Origin of the sequence: Pseudoalteromonas lipolytica, assembly GCF_001306915.1 — a bacterium.
In the GTDB taxonomy this organism is placed as follows: domain Bacteria; phylum Pseudomonadota; class Gammaproteobacteria; order Enterobacterales; family Alteromonadaceae; genus Pseudoalteromonas; species Pseudoalteromonas simplex.
In genome coordinates this window covers 11,890-31,718 of sequence record NZ_LJTC01000008.1, presented here as the reverse complement: position 1 = coordinate 31,718, position 19,829 = coordinate 11,890, and the positions used below count along the sequence as shown (strand labels likewise).

Here is a 19,829-nt window from a genome sequence, read left to right as displayed (position 1 = left end):
AGTATTTTTTAATACTATCAAATCAGGCTTTATAGACAATTACATATTATCTATCAACAAGCTAAAACAATAAATGAGTCTCTATTAAGGAAACTAAAAATGACAAGGAAATGGCTTTTTGCATTATGCTGCAGTATTTTTTCAAGCGCAGTCGTTGCGGTAACTATTGAGGATGTGAATGTAGCAATTAATGATACTTTCAATTATTTACATTCTTATAAATCTATCACAGAGATCGATGAAAAACGCCTTCAAAATAACATTGATATCCTTGAGTCAGGCTCTCGAGAAATCACATTTTCTCCTGAAGATTTTGCAATCATATTACGCGCTCAGTTAAATGCCGCCGAAGCTATTAATAGAAAGTACAAATTTAATAAACTTCCTATCGATGTTTCTCAAGTACAAAAACTACTTAATAACTTAGATGACTTAAAAGAAGTAACTGACTCATATCTAGGTGACCTTGAATATACTGCGGGACAAATTTCAGCTCATCAATTAGATAATTACAGTTTAGCATATCTTTACTGGTCAACGTGTGGGGAGGCAGGCCATGCTGGATGTATGAATATACTAGCATCCAGCTACGAAAGTGGTGAATTTGTTGTGGAGCAAGATCTTGAAAAAGCAGTCTATTGGCACTCCAAAACAGTAAATACCGGTATACGTTGGATGTGTGCAGGACTGTTTTCAGCACGTCGGTTAGCAGTCCTTAATACAATAGGAATAGAGACTCATAAATCAACATCTTTTTGGCTAGATGCAGCTTCAGAGCTGAGAGCAAAATTAGCAACTCACACAGCTAAGTCAGGTGTTTGTGATGAGGACAGCGAATATTTGCTTAACTATGTTTTACTTGGTTTTGATGATAAATGGCTCGATAAAATAGCAACAATTAAATTAGACTCAAAAAATATAGTTAATAATGGTCGAGAAAAGTATTTATCTCTTTTTAGTAAGGCGAAAACTATTGAAGAATTAAAGCCAGCGCTAGAAATTATGTATGATGACAATAGACGCTGTATAAGCGCAGAGGAGTTTGCGTTAAAAGTACGAAAAAATAGCACAGCATTAAATCAGATTTTAAACTACGTATCGAATTTAGACTCTGAACAATGTGCCTCAGAAAAATATACGATCAACCGCCTACACCAACAAAGTCAAGCTGATAAAAATTCAGACCATGTCACTTTAGAATTACAATAGACAAAACTTTTTCCTTATCAAAATTTATACATATTCATCGTAATGTTTTTGTGTAACGGGGGTTTACAGTTTGCATAAAAAAACCGCAGCTTAACCTCTAAGCTGCGGTATTTTTTATAGAGCATATTTACTTGTTAAGTAAATGCTTTTCGAAGAAGTTAGCCATCATAGTGTGATAGTGCAGGGTAGTGCCTTTACCTTCTCGTAGGCTGTGAGAACGGTTCGGGTAAGAAAAAAACTCGAACTGTTTATTGTGCTTAACTAATTCGTTAATTAAGCGCTCTGAGCCTTGGTAGTGAACGTTATCATCTCCGGTACCGTGGATCAGTAGCAACTTACCTTGCAGGTCTTTTGCAAAGCTGATCGGAGACGTATTGTCGTAACTTTCAGGATCGGTATTTGGGTTACCTGCATAGCGCTCTTGGTAGATAGTATCGTACAAGCGAATATCTGGCACTGGGGCTGAGGCAATCCCAACTTTATATTTATCACCGTGGCGGAATAACAAATTAAGCGTTGAACTACCACCACCTGAGTGACCCCATACACCAACACGGTCGGTATCAATGACATCCCAACGTTTTGCCATTGCATCAAGGGCGTCAACTTGGTCACGTACGGTAATAGAGCCTATTTTTTTGTAGATAGACTTACGCCAATCTCTGCCTTTTGGTGCGCGCGTGCCGCGGTTATCAACTGAGGCAACAATAAAGCCTTGCTGAGTTAGATACGACTTGTATAAGTAACTGTTACCTTCCCAGCGATCTTGTACTGTTGAGCCCCACGGCTCACCGTAAACATAGAAAACGATTGGGTATTTTTTACTTTTATCCATATTCGCTGGGAACATGATGTAACCATCAAGCTCAACAGCATCGCGCGCATTAACCGTAAAGAACTCGTGAGTCGGTAACTGCTCAGTCGCTAATTTCTCTTTTAATGCTTTGTTCTCAACTAAGGTTTTCACATTGCTGTGATCGCTTACTTTGATGATCTCTTTCATTGGTGGGGTGCCAAATTTAGAGAAGGTATGCATCGCCCAAGAGGTGTCTTTAGACATGTAATAGCTGTTTGAGCCATCGAATGACGCAGGCGTTACGCGCACAGGTTTAGTGCTACCATCAAGCGAGGTACGGAATAAATAACGCTGGCCTGGATCATCCGGTGATGCAGTAAAGTACATAACGTTTTTATCTTCGTTGAGCGCTAACATATCTATGATGTCGTACTCGCCCGGTGTTAAATCAACAACCGTTTTGCCATCGCGAGATACACGGTACAAATGACGCCAGCCATCACGCTCACTGTGCCAAATAAAGAACTTACCGTCTTTTGACCAGTTTGCTTTATAAAACCACTCAATAAAGGCATCGTCTTTATCTTCAAGAATTTTAGTCAGCTGCTGTTTTTGCCAGTCGAATAACCAAACCTTATTGTGGCTTTGCGGGCGGTTAAGATCTTGGATCATCAAAGATTCACCTGTGCCTGCCCAGCTAATACGTGGAATATAACGATCGCGATTATCGCCACCTAGTTCAGCCCAACGGGTTTTCTTGTCGCTAAGACTGACCACACCCACTTTAACCGCTGAGTTCATCTCGCCAGCTTTTGGATACGGAAACTCTTTAAGGGTAGGGTAGAGATCATCGGTGTTATTGATCATGGTGAAGTATTTAACGCCACTGGTATCAAGCTGCCAATAGGCAATTGATTTGTTGTCTGGACTCCAGCGGAAACCATCACGAATAGTAAATTCTTCTTCGTATACCCAATCAAAATTACCATTAACAATGGTGTCGTTACCATCAGTGGTTAAAGCAGTCATAGCCTTGCTGCCCACTTTTTCCATGTAGATGTTGTTATCACGCACGTAAGCTACTTTTGAGCTATCAGGTGAAAACTTAGCAAACATCAGCTTTTTCGCTTCGATGTTTTCGCCACCTAACTGATATAGCGAATCAGTTTCGAGGTTTAAAAGCCAAAAATCACCACGGCTACGTGAGCGCCACACTTGCTCGCCATTGGTAAAAACCATCAGCCATTTACCATCTTTAGACCATTGGTAGCTTTCAACGGTGAGTGGCTCTTTATCACCTTTGGGAATTAATTTTTCGTAGCTAACAAGTACCTTACGACCCGTGCCATCGGCGTTATAAAATACAATATCATTGCCTTTTACGCCGTGCTCATCGTCTTTAGATTTGTCGTCTTGGTTGTTTTTATCGCTTTCGCGCTCTTCAAGTACCGTATAACCAGTACCATCATCGAGCCACGTAAAATAGGTGCTACGCTCAGCTTTAAAGTCTTTTTCTTTATAAATTTGTTCAAGCGAGAGCGGATTAGCCGTTGCGTTCACTGTTGCTGATGGCGTGCTCGCTTGCTCTGTACTTGAGCATGCTTGCAAACCTAAACCCGCAACCACAGCAAACGCAAGGGTTGATGTTTTTATTAAGTTCATTTTGTTGTTCCTAGGTTTTAACTTACCTAGCGTACCAAAATAAACTTATAAAATCTGAGCTTTTATCGTGTTATCAGGGGGGTTGAACTTAAACTCAATCGTCCCACAAGAACATACTGGCTTGCTTGTTGGCAATACGTAGTTCGTAGATATCACTACAAGGGCGCATCGCCGCACCATAGCAAACATGTAACGGCAATAAGTGCTCTTCACGGGGGTGACTAAAACGCGCCGCAGGGGCCATTTGCCACTCTAATAACTTAGCTTGTCGCTGCTGCTCACTCAGCTCAGTATTGCCACATACATCGACTAACCATTGCTCAAAAGCGATATTTTGCGCTTTAATTTCAGCTGTTTCAGGCGTAAAAAATGCGCGCATATTATGAAAAGTAAAGCCAGAACCAATGATCAATAAATTATCGTAATCAAGCTGTTGTAAAGCCTCACCTATCGCTAGGTGTAAGCTTGGCTCAAGGCTTGGATGTAACGACAATTGCACACAAGGTATATCTGCCTCTGGATACATAATCTTCAAAGGCACATACATACCGTGATCAAAGCCACGAGATGGGTTTAATGTGCTATCGATATTAGCCTTTGCCAATGCTTGATGTACTTTTTCGGCAAGGGCTGGTTCGCCAGGGCTTGGGTACTCAATACTGTAAGCAGGGTCAGGAAAACCATAGTAATCATAAATTAGCTCAGGAGCTGCGCTCGAAGTAATGCTAATAGGGTTCGCTTCCCAGTGCGCACTCACCATCAAAATAGCTGACGGCTTTTGAATTTTTGCAGCAATAGACTGTAAGCAAGTAACCATATCGGCATGACTTGGATCGCCAAGCAATGGCATAGGACCGCCGCCATGTGAAACAAATAAAACGCGTGGCTTTTGCATAAATGTACTCCTTAAATACGCTTACCACTATAGTGCACGCACAGAGGTACAATAACTAGCCACAAAAACGCACAACTAGGGTGTGAATTTACACACCACCAGTTTGTATGTACTAACTTAAATGCCAAGCTACGTTCATAGCCGGGACTTGCCCTTTTAAGCCACCTTCGAGAGGTTCTTTGCACAGTAATGTTAGTTGATAAAAAGCATCGTAGTGCTGATGTAGCTCATCGGCGACCACACTAAACGGCGGACCCGAAAACTCACTTTGCTGATACTCAAAGACCACCACTAACTGTTTAGCTCTATTGGTCAACTCTAGTAAATGCTGGGTATAGCGAATGCGCATGGGCTTTGGCAGCGCAACTAAGGCAGCACGGTCATAAACCGCGTTGATAGTGCCAAGTTCATTCGCGGTAAGTGCAAAAATATCACCTACCCAAACGGTTAGATTTGCGCCTTGATAACGTAATAGTTCGCCGTGTTGGCTAATTTCGGGTTCTAGCTTTAACTCATCAAATAACTGCTTAATGGCTATCTCACTAAGTTCTGCCCCAACAACACGCATACCTTGCGCGAGCAAATAATGAATGTCGTGAGTTTTTCCGCACAGTGGCACAAAAACAGTATCGCCTTGCTGTAAATTTAAGTTAGTAAAAAACTGATCTAGATAACGGTTAACGTCTCCTTCATGAAAACCAATTTCGTTATTTTCCCAACGTTGATGCCAATGCTTTGCGTCCATTACATACTCCTAAATAAATTGAATGAATTGAGCTGATAAATATATTCCGACACCAAAAAGTAGGTGAGTTACAGCACTTTTTAAGCGGGCTTGAAGTGGGTTTGCTGTTTTCGTAGCCATTATCCCCATCCCTAAAGCGGGCTGCATAACAAAAAATGGCATAGATACGCTAGCTAATCCAAATATACATGCAGCGATTAAGGTGGGCTGTTCAAGCCAAGCAATACCGACCAATAATATAAATAGAAACGAAAATAAAACACCAATAAAGTAGTGTAAACACCAGCCAAACACGCACTCAAACTGCTTAACTGGACTAGTTGCTATATTCAGGTGCTTAAACTTTCCAGCTAATAAACCCAAGCCCCAACGGCCAACTAAACAAAAGTTTAATGACGGTATCTTAAACACTTTAGCCAGCAAAAAAGCATAAAGATCAATGAACAAAGTCGCCGCTATGCCTACAAAAGTTATCACATAAATATCATTAACACTCATAATTAGATGCTCTTAAATGATTTAATAAAAGACATGATATCTAATTGCAAAAATGCTAAAAATAGCAAGATAAACAAACTATGATTGCATAAATGAGAACATGATTGACGATATTGCCCTATTCATACAGATTGTTAAACAAGGCGGCCTAAGTAATGCGGCTGAGAGCTTGTCGTTGCCTACCGCAACAGTATCGAGGCGCTTGCAACGGCTTGAGCAACGCCTAGGCGAGCAGCTTTTAAATCGCTCAGCAAGGCAATGCACGTTAACACAAGCAGGAGAGGTATATTTTCAAAGTTATGTTGAATTAATTGAGCAGTTTGAACAAACTCACCGCCAGCTCAATGATCAAAAAGCACAATTATCAGGAAAGCTTAAAGTTTTAGCACCTCTGAATATTAGTCATGGTTTCTTAAAGCCGATGTGGCTCGCATTTACTAAACAGTACCCTGATATTCAACTTGAGTTATTGCTTAATAATAAACTTGAAGATCTGAGTAAAAGCCAAGCTGATCTAGCAATAAGAGTCGGGCCGCAGGCTGATTCTATGCTCCATCAGAAAAAGTTAGGCAGTGTTGATACCTTATTTGTAAGCACTAAAGTATACCTTAATTCGGCATCTGCCATAGAAGAGCCTGCTGATTTAAAACAACATAGGTTAATTGGTACCACGTTGCGAAATAAGTGGCAGCTAACCAATACACAAACGAATGCAACTTATACTCACATGTGCCGATTTGCTACTACTTTTAACGATACCGGATTTGTAAAATACTTAGTTTGTGATGAGCAAGGTATCGCTTTGTTACCTCGGTTTGAGGTTATAGATGAATTAAAATCTCAGCAGCTAGTTCAAGTACTGCCACACTGGCGAGGAGAAAACCGCGACATTTACGCTATCTGGCCAAGCGCACGTTTACTGAGTAAAAAGGCTGTCTGTTTAAAACAGTTTATAACCGACTATATTGCTGAACAATTATAACGTCTGCCATTGATATTCCATCTGTTTGGCGGTCAGTAGGGCGTTCTCGTAACTAATAAATTCAGCGACTAACGCTAGGCTCATATCAATGCCTGCAGAAATTCCTCCTGAGCTGGTAAACTTACCGTCGGTGATCCAACGAGTATCTGCAATCACATTGAGATCAGAAAACAAAGCAGCCAGCTCAGGTTGATCTTGCCAATGAGTCGTAACATTTTTACCGTTTAAAAGCCCTGTTTTGGCAAGCAAAAACGCCCCTGTACAAACACTCGCAACACGCTTGGTGTTAGTGGCTGTGTGTTTTAACCAAGTAATAACCTCTGCTTTTTCTAGCTCTCGTGTATGGTCGCCACCAACCACAACAAGGAGATCAAGCGAAGGGCAATCAGCAAAGCTGTAATGGGGGTTTACACTATAACCACCACGGGCAAGTACAAGCCTATCATTTTCGGAAATTAAACTCACTTGCCAGTCATTATTCGCTAGGCGCTTGGCAGTACTAAACACCTCAAACGGACCTGAGAAATCGAGCACTTCGGCATCATCATAGATGTAAATTCCAATATTCATACAATTGTTCCTATTATGTGGATTTATTTCTCAAGTAAAAAAACGTACTATGCCATTTTTGCAGTTCGTTAATGACATATTATTAAATTGCGCACTGTATACAAACAAAACTTCAAGGCATTGTTAATGCGTTTTTTATTCTTATTGAGCATGCTGCTGGTTGGTTGTAAAACAACACAGCAAAGCGTTGCTGAAATTATTGAAGTATCGCCGGGCACTATTTATTTTCAGGGCGAAACATCAAAGCAAAATGTTGAAAAGTTTGAACAATTATTAGTAAATAGCGATCAGCAAATCAACACTTTAATTATTAATAGCGAAGGTGGTGATGTGATGGCAGGTCTCCATTTCGGGGGCTTAGTTCATGAATATCAACTCAATGTTGTGGTACGCGAGCTTTGTGCATCGTCTTGCGCTAATTATATCGTTACCGCAAGTCCACATGTCCTCGTTGAAGAGCAAGCCGTTGTAGGCTGGCATGGCGGCTCATTACAGCCATTATACGTGCCCATGGAGCAGCCGCCCGAGGTAGCTAGTTATATAGCTAAATGGCAAACTGCAGAGCGACAATTTTTCGATATCATCAATGTTGAACAAGCGGTTACTATCATAGGGATGATGCCAGGTATTACCGAGAAATGTGATACTGCTATTTATAGTTACGATACCCAAACCCTAAAACGTTTAGGGCTACATATCGAGTTTGCAGGTGCGCAAACGGGGATGTCAGCAAGTGGCGAAAAAATAGCGCAGGTATTTGAACTTGAAGAGTCTGTACTTAACCACTTTTTGATGCTTAACGATATCGTGTCAGCTGAACTTATTAACTAATAAAAAGCCAACATGACGTTGGCTTTTTATTAGTTATGTTGGCTAAGCCAAGAGTGGATTTGTTTAGCACTTCTTGGTGATACTATTTCTGCACGGCGTTTTAATTCTTTATGCCATGCCTGATCATTTAAAACCGCATCACTTAATGGCGCATTTCTATCTGTGTTTTTTAGCACATAATAAGCGTCCGCAACATCCGCAAGGCTAACACTATTGCTTGTAGCAAAGCGCTTAGACATTGACGCTAACGGCTTATTCAACGAACTATTAGCCGATAAAGGGATCAAGCTATCCGCAGGGTATGATGATGCAATACCATCGTTTTTCATCGCTGGCCAAACAGTGTATGTGGAACCTGGTTTTTGCTGTTCAAGTAATGTAATAACTGAATTAAAAGGCGAAGCTTGAGTACTTATAACCACTGGCTGCTTAAAGGTGTGAAATGCACCAAAAAGTAAGATTGCACGGCGCTGCTTAGCGACAACATGCTGATTTATTGCCTCTAAATAGCCAGTTTCACGGCTACGCTCTAGCTTTTGCCAATCCTCTTTAGAGAGGGTTTGCCAATTCATTGCAGGCTCAGCAAGGACAAGACGAACTTTATGTAAACGGGTACTATTAAGCTGTTTTAACTTTAAAACTAATTGCTCATAAACATCATATTGCCATGCCATAAAATACAAGGTGTCTCGCCAAATGTGCCTTACGTCATCAATGCTTATATTCTGTTTGCTTAACAAATATTGATCAGCTAAATCTTGATACCGCGCATTGCCAAATTCAACGACAAGATCATCAAGCTGCTGCCAGTTATTAGGCTCATCGAAGTATTTAATAAGCCTAGTAACAACATGCTCGCTGCCATGAACATCACCAATCGCAACGAGTTTATTAGCGTGTAACGCTTTATTAAGTTGGCTGTCGTAATCATAATTTGCAGCTTTGACAGTACTTGCAAAACATACAGATGCCAAAACAACAAACCCGATACGCTTTAAAACCTGCATATTAATCTAACTCTAATTGGGCTTTTTCAACAGTTTCCGTGGGTAACTCTTTTTGAACAGAAACCCCCAACTCTTTGAACTCAGAGGCCTGCTTAATCAAGTTTCCTTTACCGCGGTACAGCTGAGAAAACGCTTTATCATAGCTTTCTTTGGCGCGGTCTAACTGCTTACCAACCCCTTCCATACTGGTTAGGAAACTATTGAGCTTGTTGTAAAAACGCTCAGCACGGGCGGCAAGCTCTTTAGAGTATTTAGTTTGCTCTTCAAAACGCCACAATTGTTTTACGATATTCAAGCTAGTCAATAAGGTCGTTGGAGTTGCAACTAAGATATTTTTTTCGATTGCTTGCTGATAAATATCACTCTGGTACTTAAGCGCTTCAACAAATGCAGATTCTATGGGGACAAACATGATCACCACTTCTGGTGAGTTAATACCTGGTAGTCTGTCGTAGGCTTTGCTTGCTAACTCGTTTATACGTGATTGCACCGCAGTGACATGCTCTTTAAGCGCTTGCTGCGCCTCAAGCTCTGTATCGGCATTTACATAGCGTGTATACGCGTTTAAAGAGGTTTTAGCATCGATAACTAAATGACGTTGCTGAGGCAAATACACCACAACATCTGGTCGTAAACGGCCATCTTCGGTGTTAAACGATACTTCTCGCTGATAATCTACTCCAGCACGCAGCCCTGCGCTGTCTAGTACATTTTCAAGCATTAACTCCCCCCAATTACCTTGGGTTTTCTTTTGCCCTTGTAATGCGGTGCTCAGCCTATCAGCTTGTTCGGTGATAGCTTGGCTTTTAGCCTGTAAATGCAATAACTCAGTTTTTAGTGCTGCACGCTGCTTTAGATCTTCAACGTGGATCAATTCCATCTTATCGCGAAAGCCTTTTAGCTCACCCTGAACCGGTTTTAAAAGTTGCTCAATACTCTCTTGGTTTAAGGTTTTAAAACGTTGCGATTTTTCTTCAAGGATTTGATTAGCGAGGTTTTCAAACTCTTTTTTGAGTTGCTCTTTGCTTTCTTTGATATGGCTAAGCTGCTCTTTAAAATGCAGTTCTTTTTGTTCTATAGTGCTTCGTAAGGTACTTAAATCAACATCGCGCTGATTAAGTGCAGCTTTTGTATCAGCAAGCTCAGCTTCGACCTTGCGCCAAAACTGACTATATTGTTGTGCTTGTTTTTCTTGTTCTACAAAGCGGGTTTTAAAGTGTTGAGACTCATCACGTTGTTCTGCGTAATCTTGCTGTAACTGCGAAAGTGTAAGCTGGCTTTGTTCAAGTTGCAGCTGCTTTTGTTCTAAATGATTTTGCAGGATTTGCTGGCTATTTTGAAGTTCGGTTAACTGATTTTTTAAGCGACTATTTTGTAGGGCAAAAATAACACCACTTGCAACAGCACCTACAGCAGCACCAAGCACACCACTTTGCCAATTAATCTGTGCAATTAGCTCTATAATCATAATGAAAACTCAATAACTTAAAGACACATCATCATAACGAATTAGCGCTCAGCAGAGTAGGGGGTTTAGGCATAAAAAAAGCCAGCTCAAGGTGAGCTGGCTCTAACATTACTAAAATTTAGTAACCAAATGGGAAATCAACATAATGCTTATGTAAACTGCAATTTAACAACAAGCATAATAATAGACGCCCCAAAATTTGATTAGTTCAAAAAAACTTTAAAAAAATTTAATTTTTTATCAGTGCAAGCATTTGCTCTTCATCAAACTGAGTAAAACTCATTGATTTCTCGGTAAATAATGCATCAACAAGGGCTTGTTTATGCTGCTGCATTTTAAATACTTTTTGTTCGATTGAGTTAGCCATAATCAATTTATAAACAAACACAGGGTTAGTTTGGCCAATACGATAGGCACGATCTGTCGCCTGTTTTTCAACGGCAGGGTTCCACCAAGGATCAAAATGAATCACTGTATCGGCTTGAGTTAGGTTTAATCCGGTGCCGCCGGCTTTAAGGCTGATTAAGAATACGGATGTATCACCTTGAGTAAACTCTTCAATTACACGGTCGCGATGTCGCGTTTGCCCTGTAAGCATACTAAAGCGGATGCCAAGTTCATTTAATCGCTCAGCTATCACATCAAGTGCCATGGTGAATTGACTAAATATAATCACCTTACGTCCTTCGCTAAGCATAATAGGCAAATGCTTTGATAACCACTCAAGCTTAGCACTGCCAGCCTGTGAACTAGGATCGATCAATTTTGGATGACAGCAGATTTGTCTTAGCTTTAATAATGCATCTAAAAAGGCAAGCTTACTTTTTTGCACACCTTGCTGCGCAAATAGGTCAACTAATTTCTGTTCTAAAGATTCAGTGATACCTGAGTAAATTTCCTTTTGTTTGCTTTCAAATTCAAACTCTTTAACTAGCTCAGTTTTCTCTGGTAGTTCCTGCGTTACTTGTGCTTTAGTACGTCGCAAAATAAATGGCATGATCAACGATTTAAGTTCATCTGCACGGGCAACGTCGTTATCACGCTCAATAGGCGTTTGAAAATAGCTTTTGAAGTGTGTTTGCGAACCAAGTAAAGAAGGCATTGCAAAGTCGAGCAAAGATTTAAGCTCAAATAAGTTATTTTCAATAGGCGTGCCGCTTAAGCAGAGCTTAAAGTCAGCATTAAGGCGCTTAACTAACCGCGAAACCTGCGCGGCATCGTTTTTGATATATTGCGCTTCATCAAGAATGATGTTTTCAAAATACAGCGGCGAATAAAAGGCAATGTCCCGCTTTAATAGTGGGTAAGTTGTTAAGATACAATCTGCTTGCGACAACTGTTGTAATTGGTCGCTGCGCGCAGCACCAAAGACAGTCGTAATTTTTAAGTTGCTGGCAAATTTATTAATTTCACTTTGCCAGTTACCAACCAAGCTGGTTGGGCAAACAATTAACGTGGGGCCTGCTTGTGGTGATTGCTTGGCATTAGCTAAAAAGGCAATAACTTGTAGGGTTTTACCTAGCCCCATGTCATCAGCCAAAATACCACCAAGCTGGTGACGTTTTAGAAAGTTGAGCCAATCAATACCGTGTTGTTGATACTCTCGTAATTGCACACCAGAGTTTAAGCCTTGAATATCGGACTTTTTAATAAGCTGTTGTGAGCTATTCAGTTCAGATAAATAAGCATCGAGTGCATCGTCAACAATATTAACCTTAATTGCTTTTTGCTCGATAAGCTTAGGCAAAAACGACAAAGGCATTAAGATTTCGTCACGGGTTTTAATATGCTCAAAACGTTCACGATAATCATTAAGCTGCATCATCGCGGCCTTTTCAACCACAGCAAAGCGTTTTCCTACAGTAAAGTAATAAAAGCGCTCACTTTGTCGATTAAGCGATTGATAGGTATTGTTATCAGTGACAAACAACTGTTGAGTTTTGACACCAGAGATCACGATTTTACTAACTATCTGATGACCTTTACCTCGCTCAACTTGCAGTGAAAGTTGTTTTAGAACTTTGCCTACGTCTAACTCATCATTAATTTTCCAACCGCGTTTTAATAAGTTTGGAATTATTTCAAACTTTAACCAGTGCTCATGAATAACTGATTGTTTATTAAAGATAAAATCAGTTTGTAAAGCCCCTTTACATAATTCAAAGCCAAGGTTAGTTAATTCATTTACAACGGTGTTTTCTAATGACTGGTTTAATATATCAGCTGGCGCCTGGCTTAAATCATACAAAGAGTTTTGATAATTAAACTGCAATCCTAAGCGGATTGTGCCCTCGTCATTATTAATACTGATGACAGGGAATACAGTTCGAGCTAGGCTTTTTTTGCTTTCCTTAAATGCATGAGGGATCACACCTTCACCAAAATTATCATTGAGCTGTTGATAAACGCGATCAAAGTTCTCTGTGTGAATAGCAGGCATATTGGCTAGTAACGCTATTTCATCAGCCGTTAACGGAGTACGAATTCGGCCCACTTTTAGCTTTTCAGGGTCAAGGTAAGTAGGGGGGGTTGTTTTTAACAATAACCAATTATCTTGACCAGCAAGCGTCATGCTCAATGATGTTAAGTCTTTGTTTTGTTTCCAATCAAACTCTAACGCTTGCATACTGTCAGCTTTAATTGCTTGGCGCGAACGACCTAAAAACAAACGCTGAGTAGCAATTAATTGCTGCAGTGCTGCAAAACCCCATTGGCCTTTTAGCTCTAATTTACCAAGGGCATTTTGAGAACGGATCCAGCTATATAAACGAAAATCCGATTCTAATAAATCAGTGGGAGTTACAAAACTATTTAACTGCTGCTCGGTTAGGTTACGACCAAGCGTATAGTTATGCTCAGGATCGTAATTAGCAATTTTAGGGGTAAGGGTTACTACAGACTTCTCTACATCAAGGACGAATAATAAAACCTGTTTGGCATTGTCACTAGCAACTTGCTTAAGCGTTTTTAGCTCACTAAACCAATCATTAATGATGTAATCTTCGCCATAGTCACCTGAATGTTCAATTTTCAGCTTTAGGAGCACAGCCGCAATATGACGGCATTTGGTTTTAGAGCCACAAGTACAATGCGAATCGACCGAAAAGCCACTTGGTAATTTACTGATCTCAATATGCTGAGTGAAGGTATTTCCTTCGTTACCAAACATAGATGCATCAATAACACTAAAATCACTGTTATGTTCTAACCAATTGATTTGGCCGTTCTGGTGATACTCTTTTGCTTTACTTAACACATGTGGCTTAAACAGCTGTTTAATGAAGCGCTCAGACAGAGGAAACTGAGTTTCTTGCTCTTGTTTGATTTCTTCAAAGATAGCTAATAAGTCATTTTTGGATAAGTTAGCAGACATAACGCTTTTGGCAGTAAAAACAAAAAATAATTCTGCCAGTATATGATCTATCGGCCCAGAGCTAAAGCACTATTGGGCAATATTGGACTGGTTGGAGCTGATTAGTTAGTAAAAAAGTGCTTTAAAATAAAATCAAAGTTGAAAAGTGACATACTGAGCATTTAACAAACAACAATCGCACAAGATATAAACAGGTTAATAACAAGGAAGGGGCTTTACAGATCGATTTTTTACTAAGTAAACAAATTTACAGGGTAACAGAACTGTAAAGGGGCGATTAGTTGGTAAAAAACTGATCTGAGAGTGTAATAACGACCAAATTAGCCAACCAAAGATCACTATTTTACTAACGAAAGGGGAGGGGAGATCACGCTTTTACTAACTGTAAAAGCGTGAGAGATCATTATTTTACTAACTAATTAAAGCTATTTAACAATTTAGTTAGTTGCTCTAAACGTTTGTCTGTCATCACTTTATTATCGATTTTGACAGATAAATCACCGCTTTTAATATTACGCTGTACGCTAACAAACTCACTGTCGATAAGTGCTTCACGACGGCTAGGCGCTGCTGGTTCAGCAGTTAATAGCTTAGTAATTGCTAGAGCGCGTTTATCATCGCTACTGATTTGCGATAATTCGCTATCACTACTAACGTCATTTACAAGCTTGGTAAACAACTGCTCATCTCGTTCTTTGGCACTAATAAGCTTTTTAGCTACTTCACGGCCGACATGATTTGCTGTTGGGTAAAGGCTTAAAACCTCTGAAGGTAGGTTCTCATACGCTTTGATAGCATCAGCAATAGCTGTGTGTGATACCCCCTCAATTGCCGCAATCTCACGATAAGAGCCTTTTTTACCTTCAGCAATAAGCTCATCACGGGTTTGTTGATACGCTTGACCAAGCTCCCATAGGCTCGGGGCAATGTATTGATCAGATGATACAGCAAGTATTTTAGCATCTTGATCTGTAAAGTCTTCCGAGCTTAAAACTAAGTAATCAGAGTTGCTTAAAATACATGCTTTACGACGACGAGAGCCTGCTAATACAAGCATTTCGTCACCTTTATCCCAACATAGGGCAGGGTGCTGATTACGACCGTCTTCGGCAATTGCAGGTAGGATATCGGCAACTGACTTTTCATTTAATAATGATTGCACACGGCGGTTTTTACCATAAACTTTTGTTTTAGCTTCAATTTCTGAACTTGCGATAACCTTACAAACCAATGTAATTTGACGAGTAGGATCACTTGGAGCAGGCATACTGATAACATCACCAGCAGAAGCCTGTTCTAGCAAAGCATCTAAACTACTGCTTTCGATAGACGTTGAAAAAGGGTCTAAGCTGGTATCGTTTTTACGTTTTTTAGCCATTTTTATTAATTACCTTACTTAGCTGAATTTAGCGTTGATTGAGTTGACTGCCAATTAGAACGGATCAACATTTCTAGTTCATCAACCACATCTTTGATATTTTCTTGCGCACGAAGTAGTGACTCACGACTAGCTAAGCTGTCTGACGTTTTTTGATCAAAAATAGTATTAAAAGAAGATGAGCTGGCGGTAATTGCTGAACTATGATTGATTGGGTAACTCATTACTTGACGACCAAATGCACTACGAACATCTTTAACGATGTCGCGCTGTGAATGGTTCCCTTTAACATAGTTAGTCACTAAGAATTGCATGAAATCCCAACCTTGGTGGCCAAGCGCAGCAACTGTATGGTAAATCTCGCCTAATCGTTTTAAGTATTTATTGTTTGCATCAAAGTCTACAGCTTCAGGATGAACTGGAATAAGCATCGAGGTAGAGGCCATTAATGCATTATAAAACAAAAAGTTAAGAGAAGGCGCTGTATCAATTAGAATAATATCAAATTGATCTTTTACCGGTTCAATAACTTTTTCGAGCAATTTATGATAGTGACGAGTTTTATCATAACTAGAGCTATCTTTTAATAAAGTTGCTGTTTCATGCTCAAAATAAAAGTCATCCATACCAGAAGGCAAAATACGAATATTAGGTATATGGGTAGGTAAGAAAGAGTTTGATACTAATTCATCCCAGGTTTCGTTTTCATCGAGTTCAATACAGTCACGCATTAAATCGCCCACAGTAATTGGGTCTGGCTCACTAGGCGGGAAAAAACTTGATGAAGAACCTTGTGGATCAAGGTCAATGATACCAATTCTGTATCGTTTAATGTTAGTAGTAGCAAGTGCAGCGGCTATGTTCACCATGCTGGTTGTTTTACCACAACCACCTTTTAATGAGTTAATAACGATAACTTGTAATTTATCATCAACGGTACGGTGATCTGGCTTTATATCCATGATATCAGCCATAGCAAATATATTTACTAAGGTATATGCGTAGTGACCATTAGCACCACGTTTGATATTTAGTTCATCAAAGTCACCATTATCATGACGTCGTTTCAAGGTGCGATTATTACAGCCTAATAAGTCAGCGGCTGCTTTTTGCGTGTAAGTACGAAGTTCTTTTTCTTCAGACTTTAAATGGGCACGATAATGTTGAATACGTCCTTCTAGCGATTTTTCAGCAACTTCTGCTGTCGCTTTTAGTAACCTGTAAGTGGCTAGCGCATTATTATTGATAGACATACTTTCTTCCTCAAAGTTATGCTTTAAGTATAATGTCCATTCAAATTGCTGTAAACAAGTATTTAAGACGACATACCTTTTATTTATAAGACATTTAATAAAAATTTGTAACTTTACTGATGCTAAGTATAAATAAGTAAGTTTAATATCGGTTAAGTATATAGGTATATAAGGTTAAGATGCTAAAATAGTGAAATATATCACTGATTTTATTGAATATTTACTAAAAAGCCAGATCGTGTTTTTACTTGGTAAAGATCAGATCTATAATGACTCGCAGATCAGCATATTACTAAGCAAAAAATGAGCTTTCGACTTATGCACAGCTTAGTCACTGCTTTACACACAAAAATGCTTGTGTAGATCAAACTTTTACTAACTAAATTATAAAGTTATACACTGAGAGGATAACTAAAATGCTCAATAAGTTGGTATGGATCTGATCTATAGTTGGTACAGATCAGATCTATGCTAACTAAAGAGCTGTTTATCCACATGCTGTTTTAAAAAAGCAATTTTTGTCGTGTTAATTTGCTTTAAAAAGGTGATTAACAGGACATAAATTGAACTGAGTTAGTAAAATTGCGACCTATCAACTATAACTTAGTAAAAATCTGATCTGAAAATCAGCAATTACGAAACAGTTAGTATAAAACTGATCCGAAGAAATAAATTATGATCGGATCAAGTTTATACTAACTTAAACATTTAACTTTTGAAGTTTTATGTGTTGTTATTAACTGTCGAAGAAAAATTGGAAATAAGAACAATGAGCCGAAAGGTCAACATCTCGGTAGATAACTTACCCGATACATTACGCGGGCAGATCCACGGGGTGGAAAGTGCAATAGATAATGAAAGTCTTGCACTATTTACAGACAACAAAGATGTGCGTGTTTCAATTGAAAATGCTGCACATGGTTTGAGAGCTTACTCAAATACATTTAATCATTATGATTTATGGGGACGTTTTGTCCGTTCTGGTCATAAGAAGCTTCCGGTTGAAGAAGCACCAAAGAAAACCATCGTCACAAGAAGAATCTCTGAAAAAGTAGACGGCATTCTTTATGATGGCGAAATCAAAATTACACCTGCGGTAGTAAGCACAAGAAAAGATGGTGAAGATGTTGAATATCTTGTTTGGCCATCTGATCGAGAAGAAAAAGTCGAACGTGCCTTAATTCGTTTAGCCTCTAAAGGTAAAATTGTAAAAATCAATTTTAAGTCTGGCATTCAATACGCAGTTGTTTTTTCAATGAATGAATTAGCGCAAGAACTGAAAGCGGTTGGCCAGTCAATGCCTTATCCGCAAATCAAAGAATCATTAGAAGCATTACAAGGTTCTAAACTTTCTTTCAAATATTCAGCAACAGATACGCGTAACTCTGATATTGATGACTCATTTTACGAATCGAACATGAACTTTTTATCGTCACTTCATTTTAGTGGAAAAAAAGGTCAAGGTGGTAACGTAAAATGTGTGGCTTGTTTGAATGCCTTCGTTCATAACATGATCGATAACCTTGAATACAAAGGTTACTACTTTAATAGTGCTCAAGAATTAAAACGTGGTTTATCTCGTTGGATGATGCTTCGTTTATATCATTTATGGCGTTATGCGGCACCGGGTAAGACCTACCATTTCCGACTATTATCGATTATGGAAAAATATGGCTCTATTTATTCAACAGACGAAATTACCGAGAATAAATTAAAAGCTTTGCGTCGTGATATGACTACGACAATGAAAGACTTAATTGAGAAAGGTGCAATCTCTGAATATAACATTACCAATGTCAAAGATGACAAAACGGGTAATATTATTGATTACACATATGAAATGCATCCATCTGATCAATTTTGTGATGAGATTCTTACGCTTAATAAGCATAATAAACGAATCGAAATTCAAGGTGGGAAACGCATTGTTGAGAATGCGGTATTAATCGATGAAGATAAAATTGAAGAAATAGTCGAAGACTAATTTCTTTTATACTTACTTACTATATACAAAAGGCCACATATGTGGCCTTTTTAACATAATCAATCTGTCACCTGTTCTAAGTAAAGTCTATCAACTAAGAAATCATATTCTCTTTTTCGAGGGTGGCTTTCAGGTTTTTGATAATCAGTTAATGTACCCAGTTTTACGTCTGGTTCTGGGTTTATCAAAATAAAAGGTAAAGCAGCACTAACATGATATCGATTTTTAGCTGTATATCTTACATTAACTTGTGGGCTAACTCTTGTTGGTCTACGAATTCGCAATTTTTCTTTATCACCTAAACTTGCAACACGACTTTGCTCTTGTGCAACTAGCGCTTGCCAAGCGTGTTGGTCGATCATTCTTGGGTTAGAATAACTAGCCGATTTATCCAACATTGCTAAGGCCATTTTTTTTGTTAGCGTTTTAGTTGCGTGTTTGTGCATCCAAGTAAAACGAACAGAGTAGGGCGATTCAGTTTCAAAATGGATCTTACGATATGCTGCAAGGGTAATGAGATTTGGAACAGCATTGTGAACAGCTTCAAACCTCGCATCATTATTATCGATAGCTATAACACTATTTTTAAAATCAGCTTTGGCTTTATTTAATTGATTTATCCTTGCAATGAAATGTTGCTTATCGACATCTTTTAAAACTAATAAACCTGGATGCCTTTTTAATACTCGACTACTTAATCCTGACTTTTTATAAAAATCACCAAAGGAATTTAGAATTAATTTATGAGCATCATCGCCTTCAATTTTATGTACACTAATTGAAGAAGGAACTTTCTTTTCGTCGTTTACATCGATATCTGGCAGTTGATAATATGAAGCCTTATCAAAACCCACTTCTTTTAATTCTTCACAAAACAAATGAGTCAATTCACTGACTAAATCAAACTGACTGCGTATCTCTAACTTTGTACTCATAGGAACACATCTTACTTAACGTTTATTCAATTTTAACCTTATCCTCTGAAAATTAATAGATAAATTTATTTTCATAGCTGACCTTACTTATGAATTAATTTAAGTATGATGTGTTCTTTACTATGTTACTTAGTACAGGTTTTCAACTTGATCAATGTTAGATATAAATTGTTCAATATAAGTGTGTAAAGCAGAGGTTACACTAGGTCTTAATCTAGGTAAGATGTGTTCTTGGCCTTTGGG

At 38.9% G+C, this 19,829-nt stretch carries 15 protein-coding genes; 4 read left to right on the top strand and 11 right to left on the bottom strand.

Annotated elements, in window-relative coordinates; translation table 11 throughout:
• Positions 1-99 precede the first annotated feature (99 nt).
• Entirely contained in the window at positions 100-1,209 is a 1,110-nt protein-coding gene (locus tag AOG27_RS12455) for a hypothetical protein (RefSeq protein ID WP_054553349.1), read from the top strand.
• Positions 1,210-1,336: 127 nt separating this feature from the next.
• Here AOG27_RS12455 and AOG27_RS12450 read toward each other — a convergent pair whose 3' ends face one another.
• From AOG27_RS12450 to AOG27_RS12435, 4 genes are all read right to left on the bottom strand, one after another.
• Positions 1,337-3,667: a S9 family peptidase gene (locus AOG27_RS12450; protein WP_054553348.1), complete on the bottom strand. Its 2,331-nt coding sequence runs from the start codon at positions 3,665-3,667 to the stop codon at positions 1,337-1,339.
• 94 nt (positions 3,668-3,761) lie between these two features.
• Complete coding sequence (locus AOG27_RS12445) at positions 3,762-4,562, bottom strand: DODA-type extradiol aromatic ring-opening family dioxygenase (RefSeq protein WP_054553347.1); 801 nt, start codon at positions 4,560-4,562, stop codon at positions 3,762-3,764.
• Positions 4,563-4,674: 112 nt separating this feature from the next.
• Positions 4,675-5,307 carry a thiopurine S-methyltransferase gene (gene tmpT, locus AOG27_RS12440; protein ID WP_054553346.1) on the bottom strand — a complete coding sequence of 211 codons (633 nt, stop codon included), beginning with the start codon at positions 5,305-5,307 and terminating at the stop codon, positions 4,675-4,677.
• 9 nt (positions 5,308-5,316) lie between these two features.
• Positions 5,317-5,805 (bottom strand): DUF2938 domain-containing protein, encoded by a 489-nt coding sequence (locus AOG27_RS12435; RefSeq protein ID WP_054553345.1) that lies wholly within the window; start codon positions 5,803-5,805, stop codon positions 5,317-5,319.
• Positions 5,806-5,905: 100 nt separating this feature from the next.
• Between AOG27_RS12435 and AOG27_RS12430 the strand changes: the two genes are divergently transcribed.
• Positions 5,906-6,787, top strand: coding sequence for a LysR family transcriptional regulator (locus AOG27_RS12430; RefSeq protein ID WP_054553344.1), 882 nt, complete (start codon positions 5,906-5,908; stop codon positions 6,785-6,787).
• Here the strand turns inward: AOG27_RS12430 and AOG27_RS12425 are convergent.
• Positions 6,782-7,357: a DJ-1/PfpI family protein gene (locus tag AOG27_RS12425; protein WP_054553343.1), complete on the bottom strand. Its 576-nt coding sequence runs from the start codon at positions 7,355-7,357 to the stop codon at positions 6,782-6,784. The two genes, AOG27_RS12430 and AOG27_RS12425, sit on opposite strands and share 6 nt — an antisense overlap.
• A 126-nt stretch (positions 7,358-7,483) precedes the next feature.
• Here AOG27_RS12425 and AOG27_RS12420 point away from each other — a divergent pair, with 126 nt between their 5' ends.
• Positions 7,484-8,188: a hypothetical protein gene (locus tag AOG27_RS12420; RefSeq protein ID WP_054553342.1), complete on the top strand. Its 705-nt coding sequence runs from the start codon at positions 7,484-7,486 to the stop codon at positions 8,186-8,188.
• 29 nt (positions 8,189-8,217) lie between these two features.
• On the opposite strand, the gene AOG27_RS12415 is transcribed toward AOG27_RS12420, so the two are convergent.
• The 5 genes from AOG27_RS12415 to AOG27_RS12395 form a co-directional block, all read right to left on the bottom strand.
• Positions 8,218-9,195 carry a hypothetical protein gene (locus AOG27_RS12415; RefSeq protein ID WP_054553341.1) on the bottom strand — a complete coding sequence of 326 codons (978 nt, stop codon included), beginning with the start codon at positions 9,193-9,195 and terminating at the stop codon, positions 8,218-8,220.
• A 1-nt stretch (position 9,196) separates the two neighbouring features.
• Positions 9,197-10,663, bottom strand: a complete 1,467-nt coding sequence (gene rmuC / locus AOG27_RS12410; protein ID WP_054553340.1) for a DNA recombination protein RmuC — start codon at positions 10,661-10,663, stop codon at positions 9,197-9,199.
• A 229-nt stretch (positions 10,664-10,892) separates the two neighbouring features.
• Positions 10,893-14,036, bottom strand: a complete 3,144-nt coding sequence (locus AOG27_RS12405; RefSeq protein WP_054553339.1) for a DEAD/DEAH box helicase — start codon at positions 14,034-14,036, stop codon at positions 10,893-10,895.
• A gap of 415 nt (positions 14,037-14,451) precedes the next feature.
• Entirely contained in the window at positions 14,452-15,414 is a 963-nt protein-coding gene (locus AOG27_RS12400; protein WP_054553338.1) for a hypothetical protein, read from the bottom strand.
• Positions 15,415-15,428: 14 nt separating this feature from the next.
• Positions 15,429-16,667 carry an AAA family ATPase gene (locus AOG27_RS12395; protein WP_054553337.1) on the bottom strand — a complete coding sequence of 413 codons (1,239 nt, stop codon included), beginning with the start codon at positions 16,665-16,667 and terminating at the stop codon, positions 15,429-15,431.
• Positions 16,668-17,436: 769 nt separating this feature from the next.
• Here AOG27_RS12395 and AOG27_RS12390 point away from each other — a divergent pair.
• A complete protein-coding gene (locus AOG27_RS12390) occupies positions 17,437-18,651 on the top strand; it encodes a hypothetical protein (RefSeq protein WP_054553336.1) in 1,215 nt (404 codons plus the stop codon).
• Between the two features lie 59 nt (positions 18,652-18,710).
• On the opposite strand, the gene AOG27_RS12385 is transcribed toward AOG27_RS12390, so the two are convergent.
• Positions 18,711-19,586: a DNA replication terminus site-binding protein gene (locus AOG27_RS12385; protein ID WP_054553335.1), complete on the bottom strand. Its 876-nt coding sequence runs from the start codon at positions 19,584-19,586 to the stop codon at positions 18,711-18,713.
• Positions 19,587-19,829: the final 243 nt, after the last annotated feature.